This is a genomic window from Achromobacter sp. B7, from assembly GCF_003600685.1.
Taxonomy (GTDB): domain Bacteria; phylum Pseudomonadota; class Gammaproteobacteria; order Burkholderiales; family Burkholderiaceae_B; genus Achromobacter; species Achromobacter spanius_B.
Window position 1 is genome coordinate 2,680,277 of the sequence record NZ_CP032084.1, and the last position, 14,944, is coordinate 2,695,220.

General features: G+C 67.3%; 12 protein-coding genes. 4 read left to right on the forward strand and 8 right to left on the reverse strand.

The window, feature by feature from the left end; translation table 11 throughout:
• Positions 1–9: 9 nt before the first annotated feature.
• Complete coding sequence (locus DVB37_RS12095; RefSeq protein WP_046807204.1) at positions 10–744, forward strand: amino acid ABC transporter ATP-binding protein; 735 nt, start codon at positions 10–12, stop codon at positions 742–744.
• A 34-nt stretch (positions 745–778) separates the two neighbouring features.
• Complete coding sequence (locus tag DVB37_RS12100; RefSeq protein WP_104143846.1) at positions 779–1,738, forward strand: LysR family transcriptional regulator; 960 nt, start codon at positions 779–781, stop codon at positions 1,736–1,738.
• Positions 1,739–1,823: 85 nt separating this feature from the next.
• Here the strand turns inward: DVB37_RS12100 and DVB37_RS12105 are convergent, their stop codons facing one another.
• The 5 genes from DVB37_RS12105 to DVB37_RS12125 form a co-directional block, all read right to left on the reverse strand.
• Positions 1,824–2,237: an I78 family peptidase inhibitor gene (locus tag DVB37_RS12105; protein WP_046807203.1), complete on the reverse strand. Its 414-nt coding sequence runs from the start codon at positions 2,235–2,237 to the stop codon at positions 1,824–1,826.
• Positions 2,238–2,394: 157 nt separating this feature from the next.
• On the reverse strand, positions 2,395–5,643 hold the full coding sequence (locus tag DVB37_RS12110; protein WP_240434095.1) for an error-prone DNA polymerase: 3,249 nt from the start codon (positions 5,641–5,643) through the stop codon (positions 2,395–2,397).
• 9 nt (positions 5,644–5,652) lie between these two features.
• The gene (locus tag DVB37_RS12115; protein WP_104143847.1) at positions 5,653–7,122 is read right to left on the reverse strand and encodes a DNA polymerase Y family protein; all 1,470 of its coding nucleotides are present in this window, start codon (positions 7,120–7,122) and stop codon (positions 5,653–5,655) included.
• Positions 7,052–7,756 carry a translesion DNA synthesis-associated protein ImuA gene (imuA, locus tag DVB37_RS12120; protein ID WP_046807200.1) on the reverse strand — a complete coding sequence of 235 codons (705 nt, stop codon included), beginning with the start codon at positions 7,754–7,756 and terminating at the stop codon, positions 7,052–7,054. The genes DVB37_RS12115 and imuA overlap by 71 nt, the downstream gene beginning before the upstream one ends.
• Positions 7,757–7,861: 105 nt before the next feature.
• Positions 7,862–9,352, reverse strand: a complete 1,491-nt coding sequence (locus DVB37_RS12125; protein ID WP_120155348.1) for an amino acid permease — start codon at positions 9,350–9,352, stop codon at positions 7,862–7,864.
• A gap of 225 nt (positions 9,353–9,577) precedes the next feature.
• On the opposite strand from DVB37_RS12125, the gene ypfH reads away from it, so the two are divergent.
• On the forward strand, positions 9,578–10,282 hold the full coding sequence (gene ypfH, locus DVB37_RS12130) for an esterase (protein WP_046807853.1): 705 nt from the start codon (positions 9,578–9,580) through the stop codon (positions 10,280–10,282).
• Positions 10,283–10,289: 7 nt separating this feature from the next.
• Positions 10,290–11,099 carry an IclR family transcriptional regulator gene (locus tag DVB37_RS12135; protein ID WP_046807854.1) on the forward strand — a complete coding sequence of 270 codons (810 nt, stop codon included), beginning with the start codon at positions 10,290–10,292 and terminating at the stop codon, positions 11,097–11,099.
• Positions 11,100–11,266: 167 nt separating this feature from the next.
• Here the strand turns inward: DVB37_RS12135 and DVB37_RS12145 are convergent, their stop codons facing one another.
• The 3 genes from DVB37_RS12145 to DVB37_RS12155 all read right to left on the reverse strand — a co-directional run bounded on the left by DVB37_RS12145 (position 11,267) and on the right by DVB37_RS12155 (position 14,937).
• Positions 11,267–12,061, reverse strand: coding sequence for an SDR family NAD(P)-dependent oxidoreductase (locus DVB37_RS12145; protein ID WP_046807855.1), 795 nt, complete (start codon positions 12,059–12,061; stop codon positions 11,267–11,269).
• A 1-nt stretch (position 12,062) separates the two neighbouring features.
• Positions 12,063–13,040: a tripartite tricarboxylate transporter substrate binding protein gene (locus tag DVB37_RS12150; RefSeq protein WP_104143850.1), complete on the reverse strand. Its 978-nt coding sequence runs from the start codon at positions 13,038–13,040 to the stop codon at positions 12,063–12,065.
• A 169-nt stretch (positions 13,041–13,209) separates the two neighbouring features.
• Positions 13,210–14,937: a thiamine pyrophosphate-binding protein gene (locus DVB37_RS12155; protein WP_104143852.1), complete on the reverse strand. Its 1,728-nt coding sequence runs from the start codon at positions 14,935–14,937 to the stop codon at positions 13,210–13,212.
• Between the last annotated feature and the right edge of the window lie 7 nt (positions 14,938–14,944).

Below are 14,944 nucleotides of genomic sequence, written 5' to 3' on the forward strand. Positions count from 1 at the left end.
GAAAGAATCATGATCAAGCTTGAAAAAGTGAACAAGTGGTATGGCGACCATCACGTGCTCAAGGATGTCGACCTGTCGGTAGCGCGTGGTGAAGTGCTGGTGGTGTGCGGGCCGTCGGGTTCGGGCAAGTCGACGATGATCCGCACGGTGAACCGGCTGGAACCCATCGAAAAAGGCCGCATCCTGATCGATGGGGCCGACATCTACCAAAAGGGCGCCAACCTGAATGCGCTGCGCCAGAAGATCGGTTTCGTGTTTCAGCAGTTCAACCTGTTTCCGCACATGAGCGTGCTGGAAAACGTGATCTTCGCGCCGGTCAACATCCGCAAGCAGCCGCGCAAGCAGGCGGTGGAACTGGCGCGTGCCTTGCTGGAACGGGTCGGGCTGTTGAACAAGATCGATGCCTATCCGGGTTCGCTGTCGGGTGGTCAGCAGCAACGCGTGGCGATTGCCCGTGCGTTGGCGTTGCAGCCGCCGGTGATGTTGTTCGACGAGCCGACCAGCGCGCTGGACCCGGAAATGGTGGGCGAGGTGTTGCAGGTGATGAAGGGCTTGGCCAAGGACGGCATGACGATGGTCTGCGTGACACACGAAATGGGTTTCGCGCGCGACGTCTGCGACCGCGTCGTTTTCATGGATGGCGGCGAGATCCTGGAGGTGGACACGCCCGAGCGCTTTTTCAGCGCGCCGTCTCATCCGCGCGCGCAGCGCTTCCTGGCCGACATCCTGCATCCGCGCGGCTAGCGCCGCCTGCCGCGATGGTAATGTGAGGGTTTCCATGCGTTTCGCCTCGACCGCCGCGATGTACACCCTTAAACAGCTAGAGGCTTTTTACTGGAGCTCCGAACTTGGCAGCTTCAGCGCATCTTCCCGAAAACTGCACACGACCCAATCGGCGGTGGCCAAGCGGGTGGGCGAACTCGAAGCCTTTGCGGGCTCGCCCTTGTTCGAGCGGCGCGCCAAGAAACTGGTGATGACGCCGCAAGGCCGCAAGCTGTTCGAACTGGCGCGCGAGATGCTGGACCTGAACAGCCGCATCGTCCAGAACATGGCCGACCCCGCCAGTTTCGAAGGCGTGGTGCGGCTGGGCGTGACCGAACTGGTCGGCATGACCTGGCTGGCGCGGCTGATCAACCAGATCAGCCAGCGCTATCCGCGCGTGCAGCTGATGCCCGAGATCGACGGTGGCATCACGCTGTACGAACGGCTGGAACAAGACCAGTTGGACCTGGCCATCATGCCGGGGCCTTTTTGGAGCTACCAGTACGACTGCACGCACCTGGGCGCCGTCACCAACGTCTGGATGGCCAGCCCCGCGCTGGACATTGATTTCCAGGCGCGCTTGTCACCCCAGGACCTGGCGCCGTATCCGGTGATTTCGCAGCCGACCAACTCCGCGCTGTCGCATCTGTATGACGCCTGGTTCGCGGAACAGGGTTTGCCCGTCAAGCGGGTGTTGACCTGCAACAGCCTGGGGATGATGGCGCAGTTGACGATGCTGGGGCTGGGCATCAGCTATCTGCCTGGCGCCTACTTTGCGCCGCTGGTCGAGCGCGGCGCGCTGTGCCAGTTGAATGTGCAGCCCGATCTGCCCACGATCAATTACTACGCGGTGCACAAGAAAAACATCGTCAACCCGATCGTGTCGCGGGTGATCGACATTGCGCGCGAGGAATGCGCGTTCGAAGTGGCGGGGGCATTCCTGCCCCACGTGCCACCCACGCCGCCCGCAGCCTGAGGCGGCCCGCAGGGGCGGGGATGGCGAGGAATGGGACGGGGATGGGCGCGACGGCCGGCGCCGTCTTGCCTTGGATGCCGCCGGATCAGCCGCAGCGAATCGCGGTCATGACGTCTTTGTCATCCACGATCAGGTTCAAGCGGGTGGCGTTGTATTCCATGGTCACGAGTTGACCGGGGCGCAAAATGCGCGCCGTGCTGCTGCCGCTGCGGGTACGCAGGTCTTCCATGGTAGAGGTCGTGGCCTTTTGGCCGATCTGCGATTGCAGCGCGGCCGCATCGCAAGTCTTGGTGCCGTAGCCCGGCATGGCCGAGCCGCCTGCCGACCCGCCATAGGATGAGCCGCCGAAAGTAGAGCCACCGGACGCGCTGGATGCGCCGGAAGAGGAAGACGCGCTGGAGGAGCTGGATGCCGACGACGCGCCGGACGAAGACGTCCCGGTATTGGCGCATGCGGTCAGGCTGGCAATCAGAAGGAAAGGGATCAGCTTGCGGATCATGTAAAGCTCCTTACAACTACTCGACGACGAAAAAGCCATGATAGACCAGCCGTGGCGCGCTGTAATCAGGGATCAGCGAGCACCGGAAATCCGATCGGTTTTGGCGTCGGTTTGCCCCGTGGGCATGCCGATTCGAGGGCTTGACAAGCGGGTGACGTCAATGAAAATTCCGGCTATGCGCCGCCAGGCCGCCCAGCAGGTCGGACAGGTCCACCAGGCGTTGGGCGATCAGGTGGCGGATGCCGTCGACGCTTTGCCAGGTGCCGTAGACGCCCAGCAGTTTGGCCCCGAGTAGTTCGCGGCGTTGGCGTTCGATCAGGTCGGGACGGACGACGACGTTGACGGGGCCGGTTTCGTCTTCCAGGGTTACGAAGATGACGCCCTTGGAGGTTTGTGGCCGTTGGCGCACGGTGACGATGCCGCAGGCGCGGGCGACGCGTTTGTCGGGGTAGCCGTTCAGGACCTCGGCGGGTTGGAAGTTGCGAGCGGCCAGTTGGGGGCGTAGCAGCGCGACCGGGTGGCTGTGCAGCGTCAGGCCCAGGCTGCGGTAATCGGCGGCCACGGTCTGGCTTTCGGACGGGGCCGACAGCTGGGGGGCCTGCGTTTCGACGATGGCGGCGTCGCGCAGCAGGTCGCGGCTTTGTACGCTGGCGGCGGCTTCCCAGCTGGCTTGGCGGCGGTGGCCGGCCAGCGTGCGCAGCGCGTCGCCGGCGGCCAGCACGTTCAGGTCGTGGCGGTTCAGGGTGGCGCGGCGGGCCAGGTCGCCGGTGTCGGCAAAGGGCGCCTGTGCGCGCGCCTGTTCGATGCGCCGGGCGGCGTCTTCGCGCATGCCTTGCAGCAAGTTCAAACCCAGCCGCACGGCCGGGCGCGCCTGGTCGGCAGGCGGCGAATGCGGGCGGGGGCGGCGCTGGGCGCCGGGGTGGTCGGCGGGCAGGGTTTCCAACGCGGATTCCCAGCCGCTGACGGTGACGTCGGCGGGCAGCACACAGACGCCGTGGCGGCGGGCGTCCTGCACCAGTTGGGCGGGGGCGTAGAACCCCATGGGTTGGGAATTGAGCAGGGCGGCCAGGAAGGCCTCGGGTTCGTGGCGCTTGAGCCAGGAACTGAAGTACGCCAGCAGGGCGAAGCTGGCGGCATGGCTTTCCGGGAACCCGTATTCGCCAAACCCCTCGACCTGCCGGAACAGCGCTTCGGCGAATTCCAGCTTGTAGCCGTGCGCCAGCAGGCCACCCACCAGCTTGATGCGGAATTTGTCCACGCCGCCCTTGCGTTTCCAGGCGGCCATGGAGCGGCGCAACTGGTCGGCCTCGCCCGGGGTGAAGCCGGCGGCCACCACGGCAATCTGCATCACCTGTTCCTGGAAGATCGGCACGCCCATGGTGCGGCTGAGCACGCCTCGGACCTTCTCGCTGGGATAGGTTTCGGCTTCCTTGCCCTGGCGGCGGCGCAGGTAGGGGTGGACCATGCCGCCCTGGATCGGGCCGGGGCGCACGATGGCCACCTGCACGACCAGGTCGTAGTATTTGCGCGGACGCAGGCGGGGCAGCATCGTCATCTGCGCGCGTGATTCGATCTGGAACACGCCCACCGTGTCGGCCTCGCAGATCATGTCGTAGGTGGCTTCGTCGCCTTCGGGTATGTCTTGCAGCGCCAGCGGCCGGCCCCGGCGCTGGCCGGCCAGTTCCAGCGTGCGGCGCAGGGCGGACAGCATGCCCAGCGCCAGCACGTCCACTTTCAGCAGTTTCAGCGCGTCCAGGTCGTCTTTGTCCCATTGCACGACGCTGCGGTCCTGCATGGCGGCGTTTTCAATGGGCACCAGCCGCGACAGCTTGCCGCGTGAAATCACAAAGCCGCCGGGATGCTGCGACAGGTGGCGTGGAAAGCCCATCATGGTTTGCGCCAGCGACGCCCATTGCCGCGCCACGCGCGATTCCGGGTCCAGCCCGCAGGTGCCCAGCGTGCGCAGCATTTCCTTTTTGCCGTCCCACCATTGATGGGCGCGCGCCACCGCGTCGATGACGCCCAGGTCCACGCCCAGCGCGCTGCCGGTGTCGCGCAACACACTGCGCGGCCGGTACGAAATGACCACGGCGGTCAGGGCGGCGCGGTCGCGTCCGTATTTGTCGTAGATGTATTGGATGACTTCTTCACGGCGCTGGTGTTCGAAGTCCACGTCGATGTCGGGAGGTTCGTTGCGTTCCTTGCTGATGAAACGTTCAAACAGGTTGTTGCCTCGGGCCGGATCGACGGCGGTGATGCCCAGGCAATAACAGACGGCGGAGTTGGCGGCGGACCCCCGGCCCTGGCACAGGATGCCCTGGCTGCGCGCGTACTGGACGATGTCGTAGACGGTCAGGAAATACGCTTCGTAGTGCAGCTCGCCGATCAGGTCGAGTTCTTTTTCGATCTGGGCTTCGACGTTTTCCGGGACGCCGGCAGGAAAGCGGCGGGCGGCGCCGGCCAGGGTTTCCTGGCGCAGATAAGAGGCGGGCGTGTGGCCGGGCGGCACGACCTCGTCGGGGTATTCGTAGCGCAGTTCGTCCAGCGAAAACGCGCAGCGGCGCGCCACCACCAAGGTCTGCGCCAGCGCGTCGGGCGGATACAGGTTGGCCAGGCGCATGCGGGTGCGCAGATGCTGCTCGGCATTTTCGGACAATTCGTAGCCGCACTGGGCGACGGTCTGGCGGGTGCGGATGCCGGCCAGCGTGTCGTGCAGGGGCTTGCGCGACCGCACATGCATCTGCACCTGGCCCACCGCTACGACGGGCAGCTCGGCCTGGCGGGCGGCGTGTTCGACGGCGGCGCGGTGCTGGTCGTCGCGCGACCGGTACAGCAGGTTCAAGCCGACCCAGGCGCGGTTGGCAAACACGCGTGCCAGCCAGCGCGCCTGCTCGGCCAGGCGGTCGGCGTCGGTACCGTAGGCGGGCGTCAGGATGGCCAGGCATTCCGGTAACTGGCGCAGGTGTTCGTAGCCCTTGGGCGGGTGGGTCAGGTCTTCGGGGGCCAGCCGGTATTCGCCCTTGGGGGCGCGGGTGCGGGCCAGCGTGATGAGTTCGGACAGGTTGCCGTAGCCTTCGCGGGTTTGCGCCAGCAGGGTCAGGCCCAGCGGGGCGGCGTCGGGCGCGGCGCGCAGCTGGAACGTGGCGCCGATGATCAGCGGCAGCTTCTGGGTCTTGGCCTCCATGTGGGCGCGAACCACGCCGGCCAGCGAGCATTCGTCGGTCAGCGCCAGCGCGGCGTAGCCGAGTTCCGCCGCGCGCGCGACCAGTTCTTCCGGGTGCGAGGCGCCTTGCAGGAAGGAAAAGTTCGACTGGCATTGCAGCTCGGCGTAGCCGGGCAGGGTGGCCAACGCGGCGGGGTCGGCGGGGTCGGCCGGGTCGGACGGGTCGTAGGGATCGTCTTGCATGGGCCGGCCTTAAGCGTACAGCCCGTGCAGGAACCAGCGCGCGTGTTCGGCGTCGCGTTCGCGGTAGATCCAGTAGCGCGCCGCCGCCGCGTCTTCGGCAACGAAGTAATCGCGCACGGTCAGGGCCGGGTCCCACCAGCCGCTTTCGATGCGTTCCGGCCCGCGCACCAGCCGCAGCGGCTGGCCGCCGTACTGGGGGCGATGACCCGACAGCTTCAAGGCCAGCGGCGTTTCCAGCAGCCAGAAGGGGCGGTCAAGCAAGGGCGGCAGGGGCTGGGGCGGGCGCGGGGTGGCCAGCGCATCGCCCCAGGAATTGGCGGCTTCGGGGCGGTGGTCGGGCGTGGGATGGGCATGGCGCACCTGGTCGCGACCCAGCCGGGCCACCAGCAGATCCAGCAGCCGGGCGTGGTCGGCCGCGGTGCCGCCGGGCTCGGGAAACAAGGTGGTGCTGACGGCGGGCTGTTCCACGGTGTCGGGCGCCAGCAGCGATACGGCGATGACGGGCGCTTCCAGCGTGACGTGGTTCAGCTTTTCGCGCAGCAGGTGCAAGATCTGCGGCGCCTGCCAGACCGGCTGCGCCAGCGCCAGTTCCAGTTCGGTGGGCGGGCGGGCATGGCGGCCGCGTTCGTGTTCCATGCAGAGCACCACGCGGCGCACCGCCAGTTGCCGGGCGGTAAGCCAGCCGCCCAGCTGCTCGGCCAGGCGGCGCGCCACTGCCAGCACGGCGTCGGTGTGCTCGACGTAGTCCATGAGTTCGATGCGCCGGGAAAACTGGTTGGGCGGTTCGATCCAGCGATACAGTTCGGGCGCCTGGCCATAGGCGGCGTCCAGGGCCGGCAGAAGGTCGGGCGCGCTGCGCCGTTGCAGGCCGGCGCGCGGCAGGGCGCGCAGGTCGGCCAGGGTATGGCAGCCGATGTCGCCCAGCCAGTCCAGCCGCGCCTGCGCCTGGGGCAGCAGCGCCACTGGCAGGGCGTCCAGCCGGCGGGCCAGCGTGGGCAGGGTGAGCGTGCGCCGGGGCATGCGGCGGCCGGCCCGATGCGCCAGCAGCCAGGCGCCCCGGGCCGTGGGCGCCATGCCCAGCGACACGCGCAGGTCCAGCGCTTGCAGGGTGGCGCGTATGCGCCGGGCAAGCGCGCGCGGGCCGCCAAAGAACATCAGGCTGGCGCCCACGTTCAACAGCACGGTGTCGGCATCGCCCAGGGCAATTTCAGGGGTGTATTGCAGCAGCGCCAGCGCCGCGCCGTGCAGGGTGTCGGCTTCGGCTTGGGGCTGGCGGGGCAAGAGCTCGACCTGGGGGGCGATAACGGCCGCGCCGGCGCGGCGCATGCCCGGTTTGACGCCGGCCTGGCGGGCGGCTGGGGTGAGGGCGGCAACGCGTTCCTGGTCCAGGACGGCGAACGCGTGCCCCTCATGCGGCCAGTGCGGGCGTAGTACGTCCAGCGGCAGGCAGCGCAGGAAGGCGGCGATCCAGAGGCGCATGGCGGGGAGAAGACGGCGTAAGCGCGCCGGGCTCCAGGCCCACGTACAGCGGGGTGTCGCAGACAGGCCCCCGGCGCTTCAGAATATGAACGGATAAACCGCCCGGGGCCGGCGCAAGCGCCAGCCGCAACGGGGCGGGGGTGGCGTTTTGCGCGGCGCTGGCCGGGCGGATGGCAATGAACAGCAGGTCGCTGGCCTGGGCCGCCAGATGCAGGCGGCGCAGGGATTCGGGGCGCACGTGCGGCAACCAGCAGATCAGGGCGCCGCAACTGCCGTTTTTCAGGATTTGTTCCGTTGCCCACAGGGTGTCGACGGGTTTTTGCGGCGCCACCCACAGCAATTGCCGGGGGTCCAGCCGCCAGCTCATCCAGCTGGCGATGTGGGGCACGTGCGGCGGCTGGACCAGCGCAATGGGGCGGCGCGTTTCCAGCTGGGCCAGCGCCGGGCGCAGCAGGCGGATTTCGCCCACGCCCGGATGCGGCGTCAACAGTTCGATAAGAGACCCCAGCGGCCAGCCGCCGTCCGGCAGCTCGGCGGAAAGCGAAGCGTGCCCGGTAGGCAGGTTGCGCGCGGCGCCTTTAGCCAACTGGGTGGCGCGCCACAACGCGGGATGGATGCGTTCAGGAGTCATCATTACTGTATGAATATACAGTATTGTAGCTTCCTTTTTGTCGCCCTTCGGTGATCCCTTTGCTGCCCTTTTGTCACCCTTTTCGGGTGTCGGCCCGTCCGGCCAGGCCTATCCCCGATCCAGATCCAGCCCGTAAAAGCGCATGTCGCCGTAGCGCACCCAGCGCGATTTCTTCACCACGCGATGCCCGATCCACAGCGCCAGGAACAGCGGAATGGCCAGATACGTGGACACCACCCCGATCCAGTCGATGCGATCCTGCAAGAACGCCTGGTAGTTCTGGCCCAGCGTCACCACCAGGCACAGCACAAAGGCCAGCACCGGCCCAAACGGGAACAGGCCGGCCTTGTAGGGCAGGTCGGCCGTGTCGTAGCCGTGCCGCACGTAGCCCTGGCGAAAGCGGTAATGGCTGATCGCGATGCTTAACCAGACGATGAATTCCGTCATGCCCGCAAAATTCAGCAGCCAGATATAGACGGCCTTGGGGCTGTAGACCACGCTGAACAGGCACAGGCAGGCCAGTGCCGTGGTGGCCAGCAGCGCGTATAGCGGCACGCCGCCAGGCGTCAGCCGCTTGAACAGCGCGGGCGCCTGGCCCTCGGCCGCCATGTTGAACAGCATGCGGGTGGCGGCGTACATGCCCGAATTGCCCGCCGACAGCACCGACGTCAGGATCACCGCGTTCATCACGGTGGCGGCCGACAGCAGGCCGGCATGCTGGAACACCAGCGTGAAGGGGCTGACGGCGATGTCTTCCACTTCGTTGCGCAGCAGTTGCGGGTCGGTATAGGGCAGCAGCAGGCCGATGATCAGAATGGCCAGCACATAGAAAAGCAGGATGCGCCAGAACACGTTGTTGATGGCGCGCGGCACGTTGCGGCGCGGGTTTTCGGATTCGCCGGCGGCCACGCCCACCAGTTCGGTGCCCTGGAAGGAATAGGCCACCACCATGGCCACGCCGACCCAGGTGGCCGCGTTGCCCACGAAGGGCGCATCGCCGATGGTCCAGTTCACCAGGCCGACCTGATCGCCGCTGTGGATGATGCCCACCAGCATGCCCAGCCCGACGGCGATAAAGCACAGCACCGCCACCACCTTGATGATGGCGAACCAGTATTCGGCCTCGCCGAAGCTGCGCGCCGAAAACGCGTTCAGCCCGAAGGTCAGTGCCAAAAAGGCCACGCTCCATATCCAGCCCGGCGTGTCCGGCAGCCAGTACGCCATGACCAATTGGGCGGCCACCACGTCCACGGCGACGACCGTGGCCCAGCTGATCCAGAAATTCCATCCCAGCGCGAAGCCAAAGCCGGGGTCTACATAGCGCGACGCATAGGTGCAGAACGACCCGGACACCGGCATGAAGGTGGCAAGCTCGCCCAGGCTGGTCATGATGAAGTAGACCATCAGGCCGATCACCAGGTAGACGAGCAGGGCGCCGCCCGGGCCGGCTTGCGCGATGGCCGCGCCCGAGGCCACGAACAGGCCGGTGCCGATGGCTCCGCCCAGCGCTATCATCGTCAGGTGGCGCGCCTTGAGCACGCGGTGCAGCTGATTCCGGCTAGCGGGAGTCGCGCCAGAATCGGGGGTTTGTGTTTGCATTGCGGGGGTCAAGGGGCCGCCGTGGCGGCATTCAGGCAAGGGGTGGGCGGGGTCTGGTCACGCTGGTGGCGACCAGGCGACCAGGCGACCAGGCAGCCAGGCGACCGTCAACCGGTCGCCACGCGGCCGCCAACGCCAAGCAGGCCGCCACCGGTAAAGCCGCGCATTTTACAATGCGGCCATCGCGGCGCAGTCCAGCGGCCCGGGCCAGCACGGAGCAGTTTCATGGCATCTACCGAATCTCTTGAATTCCTACCCGAGGCGGGCGTCGACGTGCGCCAGTTGTTCATCCTGCTGCACGGCGTGGGCGGGTCGCCCGATAACCTGCGGCCCTTGGCCCAGGCCGTGCGCGCGGCCTTTCCGACGGCGGCGGTGCTGGTGCCCCAAGGTTTCGAGCCCTTTGACGGCGGCAACGCCGGGCGCCAGTGGTTTTCGGTGCGCGGCGTGACCGAAGATAATCGCGCCGAACGCGTGGCGGCGGCCATGCCGCCCCTGGAAGCCTATGTGCGCCAGGCGCAGGCCCGCTTCAAACTATTGCAGTCGGACACGGCGATCGCGGGCTTTTCGCAGGGCGCGATCATGGCGCTGGAACTGGTGCAGGCCCATGACGGCATGGCCGGCCGCATCATTGCGTTTTCGGGGCGCTATGCCCAATTGCCCAAGACCGCCCCGCAATTCACCACCTTGCACCTGCTGCATGGCGCCGACGACCCGATCATGAACGTGTCCCACATCCAGGCGGCCCAGGCGCGGCTGGAGGCGCTGCATGGCGATTCCACTATCGATATCGCCAGCCACGTCGGCCATGAACTGCATCCTGCGTTGATCGAACGCGCCATTGTCCGCTTGCAGACCTGCGTGCCGCTGCGCAGCTGGGAAGCGGCGCTGGGCCTGAACCAGACGCCGCCCGACGGCACTACGCTGCACTGATCGCGCGATGAGCACCGCGCGTTCTTCCGTGCCGGCCTCGCCGCGCGCCGCCGATTCGGTGGGCGGCGCACAAAGCATTTTCCGGGTGCTGCGCCTGTTGAAATACGTGGGCGCCGCGCCCGCGCGTGGCGTGGGCTTGAGCGATGTCGTGCGCGACATCGGCCTGACGCCGCCCACCGCGCACCGCATGCTGTCGGCCTTGCTGCAAGAGGGTTTCCTGTCGCTGAACCCCAAGCTAAAGACCTATAGCCTGGGGCGCGAGTCTTACATCCTGGGCCTGGCTGCCGAAAGCCGCCATGGCATCAAGGCCATCGCCGAATCGGCCGTGTTGCGGCTGGCGCAGTCTACGGGCGATACCAGCTTTCTATCGGTGCGCTCGGGCCACGAAGCGGTGTGCGTGGACCGCAAGACGGGCGACTTTCCCATCAAGATCCTGACCCTGGAAGTGGGCCACCGGCGGCCGCTGGGCGTGGGGGCGGGCAGCCTGGCGCTGCTGGCGTTTTTGCCCAATGACGATATCGACCGCGTGCTGGCTCGTTACGACGCCACCACCGCGCCCGACCTGCCGTCCACCGACATGCTGCGCGAGGACATCGCCGCCGCGCGCAAGCAGGGGTATGCGCTGAACCCGGGGCGCATCATCCCCGACATGCTGGGCGTGGGGGTGCCGGTATTCGACCGTGAACAGAATGTGGTGGCCGCGCTGAGCGTGGCGGCGATCCGCTCGCGGCTGTCGGGGGCACGGCTGCATGATGTGGTGGCCGCGTTGCAACGCGCCGCGTCCGAACTGTCGGCGGATCTGCTGCCGCGCGCCTGAGCGCAGGCAGGTCGCAGCCCCAGCCACAACCACAGCCCCGACCCCAGGCACAACCACAACCACAGCCACAACCACAACCACAACCACAACCACAGCTACAGCTACAGCTACAGCCACAGCCCCAGCCACAGCCCCAGCCACAACCCCACCCCGCGCCACAACCCCGGCTATCGCCCCGCGCACGCCTTGCCGCCATCGACCGGCAAGCACACGCCGGTGATGTATTTGGCCTCGTCGCTGGCCAGGAACAGGGCGGCATGCGCCACGTCCCAGGCGTCGCCCATCCGGCCCATCGGGCTGGCGGCGTTGCGGCGGCGGCGCATTTCCTCCACATCCTGGAACTGGCCGGCAATCTGCTGGTAGATCAGCGGCGTATCGATCACGCCGGGCAGCACCGCGTTGACGCGGATATTGTCCGGCGCGTAGCGCACCGCCAGCGACCGGGTCAGGTGGTTCAGCCCCGCCTTGGCCGCGTAGTAGGACGTGTACGGATAGGTGTTGACCTGAATCGAGGCCAGCGACGAAATGTTGACGATGCAGCCGCCGCCTTGCGCCAGCATGGCCGGCAGCACGTGCTTGCAGGTCAGGAACACGCCGGTCAGGTTGGTGTCCAGCACCCGATGCCAGCTTTCCTCTGACGCCTCGATGGGATCGCCCATTTCCGTAATGCCCACATTGTTGTGCAGGATGTCGATGCGGCCGGCCTCGTCCAGCACCCGCGCCACCACGGCCTGGATCTGCGCCGACTGCGTCACGTCGGCCACCAGCGCGCGGCACTGCCCGCCTTCGGCCTGGATGACGCGTTCGGTTTCCTGGGCGGCCTCTGCCCGCACATCCACCGCGTACACGCGTGCCCCTTCGCGTGCGTAGAGGGCGGCGGCGGCCTTGCCGTTGCCCCATCCCGGCCCCGACGACCCCGCGCCGAACACCAGCGCTACCTTGTCCTTGACGCGTTGTCCCATGTCATTGCACCGAGATGTGGGCGAAGTCGGCCACCTTCTTCCACTTGGACACGTCCGCCTGGATCATCGCGCCGAACGCATCCGGCTTGTCCGCCACCACATAGGCGCCCACGCCCGCGTACTTGGCCTGTACGTCGGGGTCGGCCAGCGCCTTGCGCGATGCGTCGTTCAGCTTGGCCAACACATCCTTGGGCAGGCCGGCCGGGGCCAGCAGGCCGTTCCACATTTCGGCGTCGTAATCCGGCAGGCCCACTTCGGCAAAGGTGGGCACGTCGGGCAGTTGCGGCAGGCGCGCCTTGGCCGCCACCACGATGGCCCGCAGGTTGCCCGACTGGATGTGAGCCATGGACGAGGCGGCGGTGTCCCACAGTATCGGCACCTGCCCGGCGATGACGTCGTTCAAGGCCGGCCCCGTGCCGCGATACGGCACGTGCATCATGTCCAGGCCCGACAGCGATTTGTAGTACTCCATGGCCATGTGCGTGGCGCCGCCGTTGCCGGATGACGCATACGAATACTTGCCCGGCGCGCCCTTGACCAGCGCAAAGAACTGCGCGTAGTCCTTGGCCGGAAAGTTCTTGTTGACGACGATCACGCCCGGCACACGGATGATCTGCGTGACGGGAGTGAAGTCCTTGACGGCGTCGTAGGGCAGGTTCTGGTACACGGCCGAGTTGGTGCCGTTGGTACTGGATGTGCCCAGCAGCAGCGTGTAGCCGTCGGGCGCGGCGGACGCCACCGCGCGCGTGCCTACCGTGCCGCCCGCGCCGCCCCGGTTTTCCACCACCACCGGCTGGCCCAACTGCTTGCCCAGCGCTTCGGCAAAGATGCGGCCCACCACGTCGGACGTGCCGCCCGGCGGGAACGGCACGATCAGCCGCACGGGGCGGTCGGGGTAGTTGGACTGCGCGGCGGCCGCGCCCGACAGCGATACGGCAAGGGCCGCGGCCGCCAGGGTGATCCAGGTTCTTCTCTTCATGATGTTGTCTCCTTGCTTGATATTGTTGTGCGTCCGGCATTTGCGCGGATACCAGGCCTTGTGCCGGCCTGTGTGTCCGCTACGGGGTGGCTGCTACCTGCGTTCTGCTACCTGCGTTCTGCTGTGTGCGTTCTGCTATCTGCGTTCCGCCGTGTGCCCAGGCCGAAGATCATGCGATGCGGTCGCCGGGCTTGATCTTCGCCGCGCGGCTGTCCACCCCTGGCAGCATGTGCGCCGGGTCTCGCGTCACCACAACGTCCAGGATGGTGGGGCGGTCCTTGCAGGCGTACGCGCTGGCCAACGCCGCCTGGATGTCGGCGGGGTCTTCCACGCGGATGCCGTTGCAGCCCAGCGCGCGCGCCACATTGGCGTAGTTGGTTTCCACCAGGTCCGACGATTGATAGCTGCCGCTGCCGTACATCAGATGCTGAAGCGCCTTGATATACCCGGACGCCGCGTTGTTCACCACCACCAGCGTGAAGGCCAGGCCCATGCGCACCGCCGTTTCCAATTCGCCCAGCGACATATTGCAGCCGCCGTCCCCGGTCAGGCTGATGACTTGCCGACCCGGCGCGGCGGCCGCGGCGCCGATCGCGCCGGGAATGCCGTAGCCGATGGACGCAAAGCCCCGGTCCGGCACGAAGCCGCGCCCGGCGCGCTTGGTGTCGAACAGCAGGCCGCCCCAGTGCGCGGCAAAGCCGCCGTCCGCCACCAGGATGCCGTCTTCGGGCAGCGTTGCGTTGATCTCGTGCATCAGTCGCGCCATGCCGATGGGGCTATCCGGCGACGTCAGCTTGCCCTGCACGGACTCGCGCCACGTGTGCATCGCCTGGCCGACTTCGTCCGCGTAGGCTTGGCGGTCCGTTTGCAGCGGCTGGTCGGCCATGCGCTGGGCCAGCTCTTGCAGCGTGGCGCGGGCGTCGCCCCACAGACGCAGGGCGGGCGTGGTCGTGCGGTCAAATTCCTCGGCCACGATGTCCAGATGAATGACGGGGGCGCCGGCGCTCAACAGCTCGTAGCGGCGCGTGGCCACTTCGCCCAGCTTGCAGCCCACCACGAACACGCAATCGGCCTTGGCGATGAAGTCGTTGGCGATGCGGCTGTAGCGGCCGAACAGGCCGGCGTTAAGCGGGTCGTTGCACGCGATGGCGCCCTTGCCGCTCATGGTGTGGGCCACCGGGATGTTGAAGCGCTGCGCGAAGGCCTGCACTGCCGACGCGGCGTCGCTGATGTGCACGCCACCGCCGCACAGCATCAAGGGCCGCGCGGCGCCGGCCAGCATGCTGGCGGCTTGCGCCAGGTCGTCCGCGTCGGGACGGCAGCGCAGCGCCGGCGCGCGGCGGGTGTTGGCGCTGGCGTAGAACGCGTCGGCATCAAAGGCGTGGACCGCGTGTGCGATGTCTTCGGGCACGTCCAGCACCACGGGGCCGGGGCGTCCGCTGGTGGCGACGGCGAAGGCGCGCCGTACCAATTCCGGAATGCGCTCGATCATCTCGATGCGCAGCACATCTTTCACCACCGGCCGCAGCACTTCCAGCTGGCGCGCTTCCTGCGTCATGTTCTTCCACGAATGCAGACGGTGCGAATCGCCCACCAGCGCCACCAGCGGCGTGCCGGCGTTGAAGGCTTCGGCCAGGCCGGTGACCAGATTCGTGGCGCCCGGCCCCAGCGTGGCGTCGCACACGCCGGGCCTCCCGCTGACCTTGGTGTAGGCGTCGGCCGCGAACACGGCGCAGCGCTCGTCGTTGATCAGGTGATGGTTCAGGTTCAGGCGACGCACGGCGTCGTAGAACGGCAGCAGCTGAAAGCCGCCCATGCCGAACATCAAGCCGACATCGTGCGCGGCGAACATGCGTGCGATGGCTTCGCCGCCCGTGATTTCCAGTTTTTCCGACATGCGAGGT